At 68.9% G+C, this 13,881-nt stretch carries 11 protein-coding genes; 9 read left to right on the top strand and 2 right to left on the bottom strand.

Annotated features, from left to right (window positions below; translation table 11 throughout):
* Positions 1-613 precede the first annotated feature (613 nt).
* Both OG568_RS32260 and recD2 read right to left on the bottom strand, forming a co-directional pair.
* Positions 614-1,903 (bottom strand): citrate synthase, encoded by a 1,290-nt coding sequence (locus OG568_RS32260; RefSeq protein WP_054231840.1) that lies wholly within the window; start codon positions 1,901-1,903, stop codon positions 614-616.
* A gap of 393 nt (positions 1,904-2,296) precedes the next feature.
* The gene (recD2, locus tag OG568_RS32255; protein WP_329534082.1) at positions 2,297-4,561 is read right to left on the bottom strand and encodes an SF1B family DNA helicase RecD2; all 2,265 of its coding nucleotides are present in this window, start codon (positions 4,559-4,561) and stop codon (positions 2,297-2,299) included.
* A gap of 179 nt (positions 4,562-4,740) precedes the next feature.
* Here recD2 and OG568_RS32250 point away from each other — a divergent pair, with 179 nt between their 5' ends.
* The 9 genes from OG568_RS32250 (at position 4,741) to OG568_RS32210 (ending at position 13,851) form a co-directional block, all read left to right on the top strand.
* Complete coding sequence (locus OG568_RS32250) at positions 4,741-5,775, top strand: LacI family DNA-binding transcriptional regulator (RefSeq protein ID WP_329534081.1); 1,035 nt, start codon at positions 4,741-4,743, stop codon at positions 5,773-5,775.
* Positions 5,772-7,304, top strand: coding sequence for a sugar ABC transporter ATP-binding protein (locus tag OG568_RS32245; protein WP_329534080.1), 1,533 nt, complete (start codon positions 5,772-5,774; stop codon positions 7,302-7,304). Before OG568_RS32250 ends, OG568_RS32245 begins: the two co-directional genes overlap by 4 nt.
* A complete protein-coding gene (locus OG568_RS32240) occupies positions 7,294-9,246 on the top strand; it encodes an ABC transporter permease/substrate-binding protein (protein WP_329534079.1) in 1,953 nt (650 codons plus the stop codon). The genes OG568_RS32245 and OG568_RS32240 overlap by 11 nt, the downstream gene beginning before the upstream one ends.
* A gap of 99 nt (positions 9,247-9,345) precedes the next feature.
* Complete coding sequence (locus OG568_RS32235) at positions 9,346-10,362, top strand: ribokinase (protein WP_329534078.1); 1,017 nt, start codon at positions 9,346-9,348, stop codon at positions 10,360-10,362.
* Positions 10,359-10,748 carry a D-ribose pyranase gene (rbsD, locus tag OG568_RS32230; RefSeq protein ID WP_266413789.1) on the top strand — a complete coding sequence of 130 codons (390 nt, stop codon included), beginning with the start codon at positions 10,359-10,361 and terminating at the stop codon, positions 10,746-10,748. Before OG568_RS32235 ends, rbsD begins: the two co-directional genes overlap by 4 nt.
* Positions 10,749-11,224: 476 nt before the next feature.
* Entirely contained in the window at positions 11,225-12,511 is a 1,287-nt protein-coding gene (locus OG568_RS32225) for an ATP-binding protein (protein WP_329534077.1), read from the top strand.
* The gene (locus tag OG568_RS32220; protein WP_329534076.1) at positions 12,508-12,921 is read left to right on the top strand and encodes a roadblock/LC7 domain-containing protein; all 414 of its coding nucleotides are present in this window, start codon (positions 12,508-12,510) and stop codon (positions 12,919-12,921) included. The genes OG568_RS32225 and OG568_RS32220 overlap by 4 nt, the downstream gene beginning before the upstream one ends.
* Positions 12,918-13,274, top strand: a complete 357-nt coding sequence (locus OG568_RS32215; protein WP_329534075.1) for a DUF742 domain-containing protein — start codon at positions 12,918-12,920, stop codon at positions 13,272-13,274. The genes OG568_RS32220 and OG568_RS32215 overlap by 4 nt, the downstream gene beginning before the upstream one ends.
* The gene (locus OG568_RS32210; RefSeq protein WP_329534074.1) at positions 13,252-13,851 is read left to right on the top strand and encodes a GTP-binding protein; all 600 of its coding nucleotides are present in this window, start codon (positions 13,252-13,254) and stop codon (positions 13,849-13,851) included. Before OG568_RS32215 ends, OG568_RS32210 begins: the two co-directional genes overlap by 23 nt.
* Positions 13,852-13,881: the final 30 nt, after the last annotated feature.

Genomic DNA, 13,881 nt, shown 5'->3' with positions numbered 1-13,881 from the left:
GTTCGTGAGTCTAAGTTGGCGATGCCAGAGACGTCTTGGGGGGCGTCTCTGACATCTGGGGATGTCTTGGGGGACGTTCCCGGAACTGCGTTGCCGGGGCACGTGCATCGGGGAGCTTTGAGCGGCCCTCCCGTTGGTACGGGTCCCGGCAGACCGCAACCCAGCAGTACATAAGCACCGCAGTAGTACAGAGAGTTTTGCTCGTTCTGCTCACGGCCGGTCCGGTCAGCCCGGTCGGCCGGGAGCAAGGCGTCAGCACGCTCGCAGCGATTCAGGCGCTGTCCCACAGACGCCCGGCCGGATCCCGTGGGGGGAATCCGCACCGGGACAAGGAAAGCGCCCTGACTGCCGGCCCGTGGGGGGACCGGTAGCAGGGCGCTTTCCGTTTTTCTTGGGAGTGACCTGGGCCTAGGGCCTGTCCGGCGGATCATGCCGCAGACGCGGGGCTTGGCACGCCCTCCCCCAGAGGGGGTACCCCCAGCGGCGTTGTCGTCGGTTGCCGACGCTCCGCGTCGACGCCCTCCTCCGCCTTGCAGCTGCACGCACCAAGCCCCGCTCACCCGTGCTTATGAGAGACCGCCGCTTCCCTCCGCCTTGATCCGCCGGACAGGCCCTAGCGGGCCTCGACCGGGACGAAATCGCGCTCGACGACGCCCGTGTAGATCTGGCGCGGGCGGCCGATGCGGGAGCCGGGCTCCTTGATCATCTCGTGCCACTGGGCGATCCAGCCCGGAAGGCGGCCGAGGGCGAACAGGACCGTGAACATCTCGGTCGGGAAGCCCATGGCGCGGTAGATCAGGCCCGTGTAGAAGTCCACGTTCGGGTAGAGGCTGCGCGAGACGAAGTAGTCGTCGGAGAGCGCGTGCTCCTCCAGCTTGAGCGCGATGTCCAGCAGCTCGTCGGACTTGCCGAGCGCCGAGAGGACGTCGTGCGCCGCCGCCTTGATGATCTTCGCCCGGGGGTCGAAGTTCTTGTAGACGCGGTGGCCGAAGCCCATCAGGCGGACGCCGTCCTCCTTGTTCTTCACCTTGCGGATGAAGGAGTCGACATCGCCGCCGGAGGCCTGGATGCCCTCCAGCATCTCCAGCACGGACTGGTTGGCGCCACCGTGCAGGGGGCCCCACAGCGCGCTGATGCCGGCGGAGATCGACGCGAACATGTTCGCCTGCGACGAGCCCACCAGGCGCACGGTGGAGGTCGAACAGTTCTGCTCGTGGTCCGCATGCAGGATGAGCAGCTTGTCGAGCGCGGCGACGACGACCGGGTCGAGCTCGTAGTCCTGGGCGGGGACCGAGAAGGTCATGCGCAGGAAGTTCTCGACGTACCCGAGGTCGTTGCGCGGGTAGACGAAGGGGTGACCGATCGACTTCTTGTAGGCGTACGCCGCGATCGTCGGAAGCTTGGCGAGAAGGCGGATCGTCGAGAGGTGACGCTGCTTCTCGTCGAACGGGTTGTGGCTGTCCTGGTAGAACGTCGACAGGGCGCTGACCACCGACGACAGCATCGCCATCGGGTGGGCGTCGCGCGGGAAGCCCTGGAAGAAGCGCTTGACGTCCTCGTGCAGCAGGGTGTGCTGCGTGATCTCGTTCTTGAAGGTGGAGAGCTCGTCCACGTTCGGCAGTTCGCCGTTGATCAGCAGAGAGGCCACCTCAAGGAAGGTGGAGCGCTCGGCCAGCTGCTCGATCGGGTAGCCGCGGTACCGGAGGATGCCCTGCTCACCGTCGAGGTAGGTGATCGCGGATTTATACGCGGCGGTGTTGCCGTACCCGCTGTCCAGCGTCACCAGCCCGGTCTGAGCGCGGAGCTTCCCGATGTCGAAGCCCTTGTCGCCGACGGTGCTGTCGATCACCGGGTAGGTGTACTCGCCATCGCCGTACCGCAGTACTACAGAGTTGTCGCTCACGTCATCCCTCACCGACGTTGTGCCTCTTCTTCGAGGTGCCCTGACTGTCTCTACCATCCCCCATTTGGCCCTGGAGAGTGCACTCGGGGTCGACCATTGGGCCTATCGGCGGCACTCAGTGCCGCCAACCTGCTCATCCTGCCCCCCTTCGCCCTGGTTCCGGAAGTGCTGTGTGACCTTTGCGACTCGTTTGATCGATCATTTTTTGTGATGCCTGCGGTGGGGGTGGGTGCCGAAGGGTGTCCCGTCCCCCAGGGGCTCCGCCCCGGACCCCGTTGGGCGTCCGTTGGGCATCCCTTTCGACCGCGGGCCGGTGGGGGCTGGTCGCGCAGTTCCCCGCGCCCCTAAAGCCTCGGGAAAGACCTCGGGGCACCCGGTGTTCGCCCGGGGCCGTCAGGTGGCGAGGCGGTAGGCGAGGGACGTGCAGCGGCGGCCCGCCGACACCGTGCGGACCGCCTGGCCGATCGCCTTGCGGGAGCCGACCAGGACGACCAGCTTCTTCGCCCGCGTGACCGCCGTATAGAGCAGATTGCGCTGGAGCATCATCCACGCGCCGGTGGTGACCGGAATCACCACCGCGGGGTACTCACTGCCCTGGGAGCGGTGGATCGTCACCGCGTACGCGTGGGCCAGCTCGTCGAGTTCGTCGAAGTCGTAGGGGACTTCCTCGTCCTCGTCCGTCAGCACCGTCAGGCGCTGCTCCTCGGAGTCGAGTGAGGTGACCACACCCACGGTGCCGTTGAAGACGCCGTTCTCGCCCTTTTCGTAGTTGTTGCGGATCTGGGTCACCTTGTCGCCGACCCGGAAGACACGGCCGCCGAAGCGTTTTTCGGGGAGGTCGGGGCGGCCTGGCGTGATCGCCTGCTGCAACAGGCCGTTGAGGGTGCCCGCGCCCGCCGGGCCGCGGTGCATGGGGGCCAGCACCTGGATGTCCCGGCGCGGGTCGAGCCCGAACTTGGCCGGAATCCGCCGTGCCGCCACATCGACGGTGAGCCGCCCGGCATCCTCGGTCTCGTCCTCGACGAAGAGGAAGAAGTCCTTCATGCCGTCGGTGACGGGGTGTTGACCCGAGTTGATCCGGTGCGCGTTCGTCACCACTCCGGACTGCTGGGCCTGGCGGAAGACCTGGGTCAGCCGGACAGAGGGGATGGGGCTCTGGTCGGCGAGCAGGTCGCGCAGGACCTCGCCGGCACCGACGCTGGGGAGCTGGTCGACGTCTCCGACGAACAGCAGGTGGGCGCCCGGCGGCACCGCCTTGACCAGCTTGTTGGCGAGGAGGAGGTCGAGCATGGAGGCCTCGTCCACGACCACCAGGTCGGCGTCCAGCGGCCGGTCCTTGTCGTACGCCGCGTCACCGCCCGGCCTGAGCTCCAGGAGCCGGTGCACGGTGGACGCGTCCGCTCCGGTCAGCTCGGCGAGTCGCTTGGCCGCGCGGCCCGTCGGCGCCGCGAGCACCACCTTCGCCCGCTTGGCGCGCGCCAGCTCCACGATCGAGCGGACCGTGAACGACTTGCCGCAGCCGGGGCCCCCGGTGAGCACCGCGACCTTCTTGGTCAGCGCCAGCCGTACGGCCTCCTCCTGCCCGGGCGCCAACTCCGCGCCCGTACGCCCCTTCAGCCAGGTCAGTGCCTTGTCCCAGGCCACGTCGTGGAAACCGGGCATGCGGTCATCGGTGGTACGCAGGAGGCGCAACAGCTGGGCCGAGAGGGAGAGTTCGGCGCGGTGGAAGGGGACCAGGTAGACGGCCGTGACCGTCTCGGGGCCGCCGTCGGGACCGGGGACCCTCTCGCGTACGACGCCCGGCTCCCGTACGCCACCGGGTTCGCTCTCGTCCACGGTCGGCTCCGCCAGTTCGGCCAGGCACTCGATGACCAGGCCCGTGTCCACCTGGAGCAACTTCACGGCGTCCGCGATCAGTTGCTCCTCGGGGAGGAAGCAGTGACCCTGGTCGGCGGACTGCGACAGGGCGTACTGCAGGCCCGCCTTGACCCGCTCGGGGCTGTCGTGCGGGATGCCGACGGACTGGGCGATCTTGTCGGCGGTGAGGAAGCCGATGCCCCAGACGTCGGCGGCCAGGCGGTAGGGCTGGTTCTTGACGACCGAGATCGACGCGTCGCCGTACTTCTTGTAGATGCGCACCGCGATCGACGTCGACACCTCGACGGTCTGGAGGAAGAGCATGACCTCCTTGATCGCCTTCTGCTCCTCCCAGGCCTCGGCGATCTTCTTGGTGCGCTTGGGACCGAGGCCGGGGACCTCGATGAGCCGCTTCGGCTCCTCCTCGATGATCTGGAGCGTGTCCAGCCCGAAGTGCTGGGTGATGCGGTCGGCGAAGATCGGGCCGATGCCCTTGACGAGGCCGGAGCCGAGGTAGCGGCGGATGCCCTGGACGGTGGCGGGGAGGACGGTCGTGTAGTTCTCCACCGTGAACTGCTTGCCGTACTGCGGGTGGGAGCCCCAGCGGCCCTCCATCCGGAGCGACTCCCCCACCTGGGCACCGAGGAGTGCGCCCACGACGGTGAGCAGGTCGCCCGCGCCGCGGCCGGTGTCCACCCGGGCGACCGTGTACCCGTTCTCCTCGTTGGCGTACGTGATCCGCTCGAGCACGCCCTCGACAACCGCCAGCTGTGTCTGCCGGTTCCCCACCTGATTGGACATGATCCGAAGGTACCGGTGAGAACTGACAGCCGGGCGGGACCGGCCCCTCCTCCCACGGTGCCCACCTGAGCCCGATTCATCACGATCCGGTCTCGACATCTGGTTGAGGGCTTGATTAATGCTCGTGTAATCGATTCCAATCCTCCGTGTAATCGATTCCACGAGGAGGTGGAGCAGCGATGGCGAGCATCAAGGACGTTGCCGCCGAGGCCGGCGTATCCGTCGCCACGGTCTCGCGCGTCCTGAACGATCATCCGTCGGTCAGCGAAGACGCACGCACCCGTGTGCTGGCCGCCGTACAGACCCTGGGCTACCGCCCGAACGCCGTCGCCCGCTCCCTGCGCACCGACCAGACCCGCACCCTCGGCCTGGTCATCAGCGACGTACTCAACCCGTACTTCACCGAGCTGGCCCGCTCCGTCGAGGAGGAGGCCCGCGCCCTCGGCTACAGCGTGATCATCGGCAACGCCGACGAGCGGCCGGACCTGCAGGACCACCACGTACGGACCCTGCTGGACCGCCGTATCGACGGCCTCCTCGTCTCCCCCGCCGACGGCGGCTCCCCCGGAATGCTGGACGCCGCGCGGGCGGGGACGCCGATCGTCTTCGTGGACCGCTGGATCCCGGGCGTGGACGTGCCCGTCGTGCGGTCGGACGGACGCGCGGCGGTACGGGATCTCGTGGCGCATCTGCACGGGCTCGGACACCGCCGGCTCGCGATCATCGCGGGGCCCGCGGCGACCACCACCGGCAGCGAGCGCGTCGAGGCCTTCCGGGAGGCCATGGCCGAGCACGGGCTTCCGCTCCCGGACGCCTACATAGGCCAGGGCGACTTCCAGGCCGAGAGCGGCCGGCGGGTCACCGAGGGCTTCCTCGATCTGCCCGAGCCGCCCGAGGTCGTCTTCGCCGCCGACAACCTGATGGCGCTCGGCGCGCTGGACGCGATCCGCGCGCGCGGCCTGCGGGTTCCCGAGGACATCGCACTCGCGGCGTTCGACGACATCCCGTGGTTCGTGCACACCGATCCGCCGATCACCGCGGTCGCCCAGCCGACCGGCGAGCTGGGGCGGGCCGCCGTGCGCGCGCTCGTCGACCGGATCGAGGGGCGGCCCCCGCAGTCGGTCACCCTCCCCGCCCGTCTGGTCGTCCGCCGCTCGTGCGGCGAACCGGCCCCCACCCCGCACTCCCCCGTAACGAACAGGAGCACGTCGTGAGCAACCAGGACGAGTTGCTGCGCATCGAGGGCATCCGAAAGACCTTCCCCGGCGTGATCGCGCTCGACAGCGTCGACTTCGATCTGCGCCGCGGCGAGGTGCATGTGCTGCTCGGCGAGAACGGTGCCGGCAAGAGCACGCTCATCAAGATGCTCTCGGGCGCCTACCAGCCCGACTCCGGGCGCGTCCTCGTCGACGGCGAGGAGGTGCGCATCCACGCGGCTCAGGACTCCGAGCGCCTCGGGATCGCGACCATCTACCAGGAGTTCAACCTCGTTCCCGATCTGACGGTCGCCGAGAACATCTTCCTGGGGCGGCAGCCGCGCCGGTACGGGCTGATCGACCGCAAGAAGATGGAGGCCGACGCCGCCGAGCTGCTGGAGCGGGTCGGTGTCAGCGTCTCCCCCCGCGCGCGGGTGCGTGAACTGGGTATCGCACGTCTCCAGATGGTCGAGATCGCGAAGGCGCTGAGTCTGAACGCCCGTGTGTTGATCATGGACGAGCCGACCGCGGTGCTCACCTCCGAAGAGGTCGAAAAGCTCTTCGCCATCGTGCGCCAGCTGCGCGAGGACGGGGTCGGCATCGTCTTCATCACGCACCACCTGGAGGAGATCGCCGCTCTGGGGGACCGGGTCACCGTCATCCGGGACGGCAAGAGCGTCGGGCAGGTCCCGGCCTCCACCGCCGAGGACGAGCTCGTACGCCTCATGGTGGGACGGTCGATCGACCAGCAGTACCCGCGTGAGCGGGCCGACGCCGGGGCCGCCCTGCTCACCGTCGAGGGGCTGACCCGTGACGGGGTCTTCCATGACGTGAGTTTCGAGGTGCGGGCCGGTGAGGTCGTCGGTATCGCGGGGCTCGTGGGGGCCGGGCGCACCGAGGTCGTACGAGCGGTCTTCGGGGCCGATCCGTATGACAAGGGGGCCGTCAAGGTCGCCGGTTCCGCGCTGCGGCGCCACGACGTGAACGCGGCGATGGCGGCCGGGATCGGGCTCATCCCCGAGGACCGCAAGGGCCAGGGACTGCTCCTGGACGCCTCCGTCGAGGAGAACCTCGGCCTGGTCACCATGCGGGCCGCGACCCATGGCGGATTCGTCGACCTCAAGGGTCAGCGGGCCGCCGCCGCGCGGATAGCCGAGCAGCTCGGCGTACGGATGGCCGGTCTCGGCCAGCATGTGCGCACCCTCTCCGGCGGCAACCAGCAGAAGGTCGTCATCGGCAAGTGGCTGCTCGCCGACACCAAAGTGCTCATCCTCGACGAGCCGACCCGCGGTATCGACGTCGGCGCCAAGGTCGAGATCTACCAGCTCGTCAACGAACTGACGGCCGCCGGAGCCGCCGTCCTGATGATCTCCAGCGATCTGCCCGAGGTGCTCGGCATGAGCGACCGGGTGCTGGTGATGGCCCAGGGCCGGATCGCGGGCGAACTGTCCGCCGACGAGGCCACCCAGGACTCCGTGATGGCCCTCGCCGTCAGCACACCAACCACCAACTCTGTTACCGCTGTGGAGGGCTCCCGTGGCCACTGACACGCTCAAGAGCACTACGGGCGCGAGTGGCGCCTCGGCGGTCCGCCGCCTTCTGCTCGACAACGGGGCGCTCACCGCGCTCATCGCCCTCGTCATCGCGATGACGGCGCTGTCCGGCGACTTCCTGACGACGGACAACCTGCTCAACATCGGCGTCCAGGCGGCCGTGGTCGCCATCCTCGCCTTCGGATCGACGTTCGTGATCGTCTCGGCGGGCATCGACCTGTCGGTCGGCTCCGTCGCCGCGCTGTCCGCCACCGTCCTCGCCTGGATGGCGACCTCGGAAGGCGTCCCGGTCTGGATCGCGGTGATCCTCTCGGTCGCCGTCGGCATCGCGTGCGGCCTGGTCAACGGCTTCATGGTCGCGTACGGGAAGCTGCCGTCATTCATCGCGACGCTCGCCATGCTGTCGGTGGGCCGCGGTCTGTCGCTGGTGATCTCGCAGGGCTCGCCGATCGCCTTCCCCAGCTCGGTCTCGCACCTCGGTGACACGCTCGGCGGCTGGCTGCCGGTCCCGGTCCTGGTGATGGTCGCGATGGGTCTGATCACGGCCGTGATCCTGGGCCGTACGTACATCGGCCGCTCCATGTACGCGATCGGCGGCAACGAGGAGGCGGCTCGCCTCTCCGGCCTGCGGGTGAAGAAGCAGCAGCTCGCGATCTACGCCCTGTCGGGTCTCTTCGCGGCCGCCGCGGGCATCGTGCTCGCCTCCCGTCTGTCCTCCGCGCAGCCGCAGGCCGCCCAGGGCTACGAACTGGACGCGATCGCCGCGGTCGTCATCGGCGGCGCCTCCCTCGCGGGCGGCACCGGCAAGGCGTCCGGCACGCTGATCGGCGCGCTGATCCTCGCGGTGCTCCGCAACGGCCTCAACCTCCTGTCCGTGTCCGCCTTCTGGCAGCAGGTCGTCATCGGTGTCGTGATCGCGCTGGCGGTGCTGCTGGACACGGTGCGGCGCAAGGCCGGGGCGACCCCGGTGGCCGCCGGGTCCGGTACGCCGGGCGGCAAGGGCAAGCAGGCGGCGACGTACATCCTCGCGGCCGTGGTCGCGGCGGCGATCGTCGGTGGGATGTCCTTCATACACAACGACTCCTCCTCGTCGGCGTCGAAGAAGGTCGGCCTGTCCCTGTCCACCCTGAACAACCCCTTCTTCGTACAGATCAAGTCGGGCGCGCAGCAGGAGGCGAAGAAGCTCGGCGTGGACCTGACGGTCACCGACGCGCAGAACGACGCCTCGCAGCAGGCCAACCAGCTGCAGAACTTCACCAGTTCGGGGCTCGGTTCGATCATCGTCAACCCGGTGGACTCGGACGCGGCGGGCCCGGCGGTCCGCTCGGCGAACAAGGCCGGCATCCCCGTCGTCGGCGTGGACCGGGGCGTGAACAAGGCCGACACGGCCGCGCTGGTCGCCTCCGACAACATCGCGGGCGGCAAGCTCGGCGCCAAGGCGATGGCCGAGAAGCTGGGCGGCAAGGGCAAGATCGTGATCCTGCAGGGGCTGGCGGGCACCTCCGCGAGCCGTGAGCGCGGCGCGGGCTTCGCCGAGGGCCTCAAGGACTACCCGGGCATCAAGGTCGTCGCCCGGCAGCCCGCGGACTTCGACCGCACCAAGGGTCTCGACGTGATGACGAACCTGCTCCAGGCGCACCCCGACATCCAGGGCGTCTTCGCCGAGAACGACGAGATGGCGCTCGGCGCGGTCAAGGCGCTCGGCTCCAAGGCCGGCAAGTCGGTCTCGGTGATCGGCTTCGACGGCGAACCCGACGGCCTGAAGGCGGTCGCGGACGGCACGATGTACGCCTCCGTGGCCCAGCAGCCGAAGGAACTCGGCCGGATCGCGGTGGAGAACGCGCTGAAGGCCGCCGAGGGCAAGAAGGTCGACAAGACCGTGATGGTGCCGGTGAAGGTGGTCACCAAGGAGAATGTGGCCGGTTTCGGCGGATGACCTGAGTGGGCCGCCCGGGCAGCGTGACGCGGACGACCTCCGCGCACCGCCGGGCGGCTCGCGCCGTTGCTTCGACTCACCTTCATAGGGAGAAAGTTCATGTACGACTACGACCTGCTGGTCGTGGGATCGGCCAACGCCGACCTGGTGATCGGGGTTGAGCGGCGGCCCGCGGCAGGCGAGACGGTGCTCGGCTCCGACCTCGTCGTCCACCCGGGCGGCAAGGGCGCCAACCAGGCGGTCGCCGCCGCCCGCCTCGGGGCCCGGACGGCCCTGCTGGCCCGCGTCGGCGACGACGCGCACGGGCGGCTGCTGCTCGACTCGCAGCGGGCGGCCGGGGTCGACACGGCGGGCGTGCTCGTCGGTGGCGCGCCGACCGGGGTCGCGCTGATCACGGTGGACCCCTCCGGGGACAACAGCATCGTGGTCTCACCGGGCGCCAACGGCCGCCTCACACCCGAGGACGTGCGGTCCGCAGGAAACCTCCTGGCGGCCTCCCGAGTGGTCTCGGCACAGTTGGAGATCCCGTTGGAGACGGTCGTGGAGGTCGTCCGGAATCTCGCCCCCGGCAGTCGTTTCGTACTGAACCCGTCGCCGCCGCGCGCGCTGCCCGCCGAGGTGCTCGCGGCCTGCGACCCGCTGATCGTGAACGAGCACGAGGCGCGGGTGATCGTCGGGACGGACCTCGGGGACTCCCCGGAGGACTGGGCGTCCGCCCTGCTCGCCCTCGGCCCGCGCTCGGTGGTGATCACGCTGGGCGCGCGGGGCGCGCTGGTGGCCTCCGCCGAGGGTGCCGTACGCGTGCCGTCGGTGAAGGTGGAGACGGTGGACACGACAGGAGCCGGGGACGCGTTCACGGCGGCGCTGGCGTGGCGGCTCGGGCTCGATGAGCCGCTCGCCGAGGCGGCCGCGTACGCCGCCCGCGTCGGTGCCGCGGCGGTCACCCGCGCCGGTGCGCAGGAGTCCTTCCCGACGGCCGAGGAGGTCGCGTCGCTGTGCTGTGCCATCCCGGGGGACGCCACATCCGACAGCGGCTCCGCCGCGGGCCGGACCCCCGGCCGGACAAGCGGGTCGGAGAGGCCCGCCGGAGAGACCGTGCAAGGTGAGTCCCGATGAAGAAGGCCGGAATACTCAACCGCCACCTGGCGGGCGCGCTGGCGGAGCTGGGCCACGGGGACGGGGTCCTCGTCTGCGATGCCGGGATGCCCATCCCCGCCGGTCCGCGCGTCGTGGACCTGGCCTTCCGGGCCGGGGTGCCGTCCTTCGCCGAGGTGCTCGACGGGCTGCTGGAGGAACTCGTGGTGGAGGGCGCCACCGCCGCACGCGAGATCCGCGGGGCGAACCCGGAGGCCACGGCCCTGCTGGACGCCCGTTTCCCCACCCTGTCGACGGTCCCCCACGAGGAACTGAAGTCACTGTCGGCGGGCGCGAAGCTGATCGTCCGCACGGGAGAGGCACGGCCGTACGCGAATGTGCTGCTGCGCTGTGGGGTGTTCTTCTAGCGCGGTGCCCGACAGGTTCAGCGCGGTGCCCGACATGCTTCGAGGGGCCCGGTCCGTCGACCGGGCCCCTCGGTTTTCCCCTCCCACATCAGAACCCCCGCGATCCCCCCGGATCCCCCTCCAGAAGTCCTGATGCCACGTACGACCGGCGGGGTACGGGAAGGGTTGTACGCGATTCCGAAGATTTTTTCCGCGGTGCGGCGGCGTGACGGCAGACGCCCTGGCCCTCCGAAGTGGAATGCGGGCAGCGACCCACCTCACCCAGAAAGAGTTGGGCGAGGTGGGTCACGTTCTAAAAGGCCATTGTTTATTGCCCTTTTGGCCACGCATGGCTGAAAAGATGGCTGAAAACATCCTGGTAATGTGAGCCCCGCCCGGCAGCTCAGTGGCCGAGAGTGACAATTCGTGTCCGGATATAGGAGCCGTTTCCCTACCGCCGCGCTCCTGGAAATCCGATGACCTGTCATGAGGATGCAATGACATCAGATATACCGGAGGCGGCGTTCTGGATCGTGGCGGCAGCCGCGTCCATCGCCCTAGTCCTGCTGGTCCGCCAGCAGCGCGTGGTCGTCGCGGCAAAAAGGCGGCAGGCCGTGCTCGAAGCCGAACTACGCGCCCGAGACGACGAGGTCGGACACCTGGCCGGGGTACGCCTTCCCGCGATGCTGGAATCCTCCAACCGCCAGGGGGAATCAGCGCCCCGCCTGCTACGCGCGGAACTCAGCGGAACGCCGTTCGCGCAGAACGTCCAGAAGATGACGGATCTGTTCATCCAGTCCAGCGAATCGGCGCAGAAACGCGCGGACCAGTCGGCGAAGGCGGCACTGAAGGCGTCCATGCGCGCGCTCCAGGGCCTGTCCAACGAGCAGCAACTGGCCATCTCCGAGATGCAGAACGCGCACGACGATCCCCAGGTTCTCCACGACCTGTTGGAGATCGACCATATGAACTCCCAGTTCGGCCGGCGGGCGCAGGCCATCGCGATTCTCTGCGGTTCGTGGCCCGGCCGGCAGCGAGCGGCCGCGCCGCTCGTCGACGTCATACGTGGCGCGACCTCCCGGATCCGTGACTACCAACGCGTTCAGGTGCAGGCGCAGGTGGACAGCGCGGTCATCAGCCGGGCGGTGGAGCCCGTGGTGCTCGCCGTCGCCGAACTGCTGGACAACGCCGCACGGCATTCCCAGCCCAACACCACGGTCCAGGTGAGCCTCCAACCGGCGCACAACGGTGTCTCGATGGTGATCGACGATGCCGGGGTCGGACTGCACGGCCGCGAGATCCAGCGCGCGGCGGCCCTCCTGTCCGGACGGCACCAGGTGGACGTCGGCAGACTCGGCGACCCGCCGCAGTTCGGCTTCGCGGTGATCGGTCTGCTCGCGGCCCGTTACGGGTTCGGTGTCTCGGTGGACACGCAGTCCCCCTACGGCGGTGTGCGAGCGGTCGTGTTCCTGCCCAGCGCACTGCTCGCACCGGTGGACGCCGACGAAGCGGCGGGGCGGACGAGCCCGCCGGCGGTTGCATCGCAGCCGCCGCAGGTCACTCACCACACGTGGTCGGAAGACCTGGCCGACACGGCCCACCGACTGCCAAGGCGCCGCCGCCGAGCGGTTGCCTCGCTCTCTCCCACAGTCACCCAGCCGGAACCGAGTCCCGTAGCAGCCCGCTCCGCGAGTGACGCCGCCACCATGCTGGGCGCGTTCTCCCGCGGTACCCGAGCCGGTCGCGGTTCCACCCCGGACGCCGAAGGAATGGCTGACGAATGAACAACATCATGAACGACAAGCTGGGCTGGATGCTCGACGACGCCCTGGAGGTTCCCGAAGCGCGTCACGCCATCCTGCTCTCGGCCGACGGGATGCTGCGCGCGCACTCCAGGGGCATCAACCGGGACGAGGCGGACCGGCAGGCCGCCGCGCTGGCGGGGCTGCAGTCGATCAGCCGCAGCACCGCCGAGTTCTGCGATCACTCCGAGACACCGTGGCGGCAGACTCTGGTCGAATTCGTCGACGGTTTCATCTTCCTCATCGCGGCGGGCCCGGGAGCCTATCTGGCGGTGTCCACCTCCGAGAAGGTGGACATGGAGGCGGTCACCTTCCGCATGCACAAGCTCGTCGACCGTCTCGGCAAGGCGCTGACCACTCCGCCCCGGCATGATCGGGACAGCGTTGCATGACCCCGCCAAGGCGTGAGAAGCAGGGCCTGGTACGGCCCTATGTGGTCACCGGCGGCCGTGCTCACCCGACGCGTAACACCTTCGATCTGGTGACGCTCGTCGTCGCCACCGGGCACAAGCCGAACGCGCTGGGTCCGGAGAAACAGCGCCTCGTCCAGCTGTGTCTGGGAGGCGCGCTGTCGGTTGCCGAGATCTCCGCCGTACTGGGACTGCCGGTCAGCGTCACGAAGGTGCTCATCGGAGATCTCGTGGACAGCGGCCACATCCTGACCCGTTCCCCCATCCCCTCGGCCCAGCTCCCCGAAGCCCAGATTCTGCAGGAGGTGCTCGATGGTCTCCGCGCTCGCCTCTGACCACGGCTATCTGCCGGACACGGTGCAGACCGCGGTGAAACTCCTGATCGTCGGACACTTCGCGGTCGGCAAGACCACCTTCGTCAACACACTGTCCGAGATCAGACCGCTGAGCACCGAGGAAGTCATGACCGAGGCCGGCGCCCTCGTCGACGACCTCACGGGTGTACAGGACAAGACCACCACCACGGTCGCCATGGACTTCGGACGTCTCACACTCAGCGACCGCCTGGTGATGTATCTGTTCGGTGCGCCGGGCCAGCAACGGTTCGCCCAGCTGTGGAAGGACATGTCGCGCGGAGCGCTGGGGGCACTGGTGCTCGCCGACACCCGCCGCCTTGAGCAGTCCTTCGACGTCATGGGAAGGCTGGAGGAGCAGGGACTGCCCTACGCGGTGGCCGTCAACACCTTCGACAACGCCCCGGCCCATCCCGAGTCCGATCTTCGTCAGGCCCTCGACCTCCTCCCCGAGACCCCGCTCGTCAGCTGCGACGCCCGTGATCCGAAGACCTCCACCCAGGCTCTGATCACCCTCGTCGAATACCTCCAGACCCGTATCCCCCAGGAGCGCACGTGACTTCCGATCCTGCCGTCGGGGCGGTACCTC

The organism is Streptomyces sp. NBC_01450 (assembly GCF_036227505.1).
Lineage (GTDB): Bacteria > Actinomycetota > Actinomycetes > Streptomycetales > Streptomycetaceae > Streptomyces.
The sequence above is the reverse complement of the archived record's forward strand: the minus strand, read 5'-3'. Positions and strand labels throughout refer to the sequence as shown.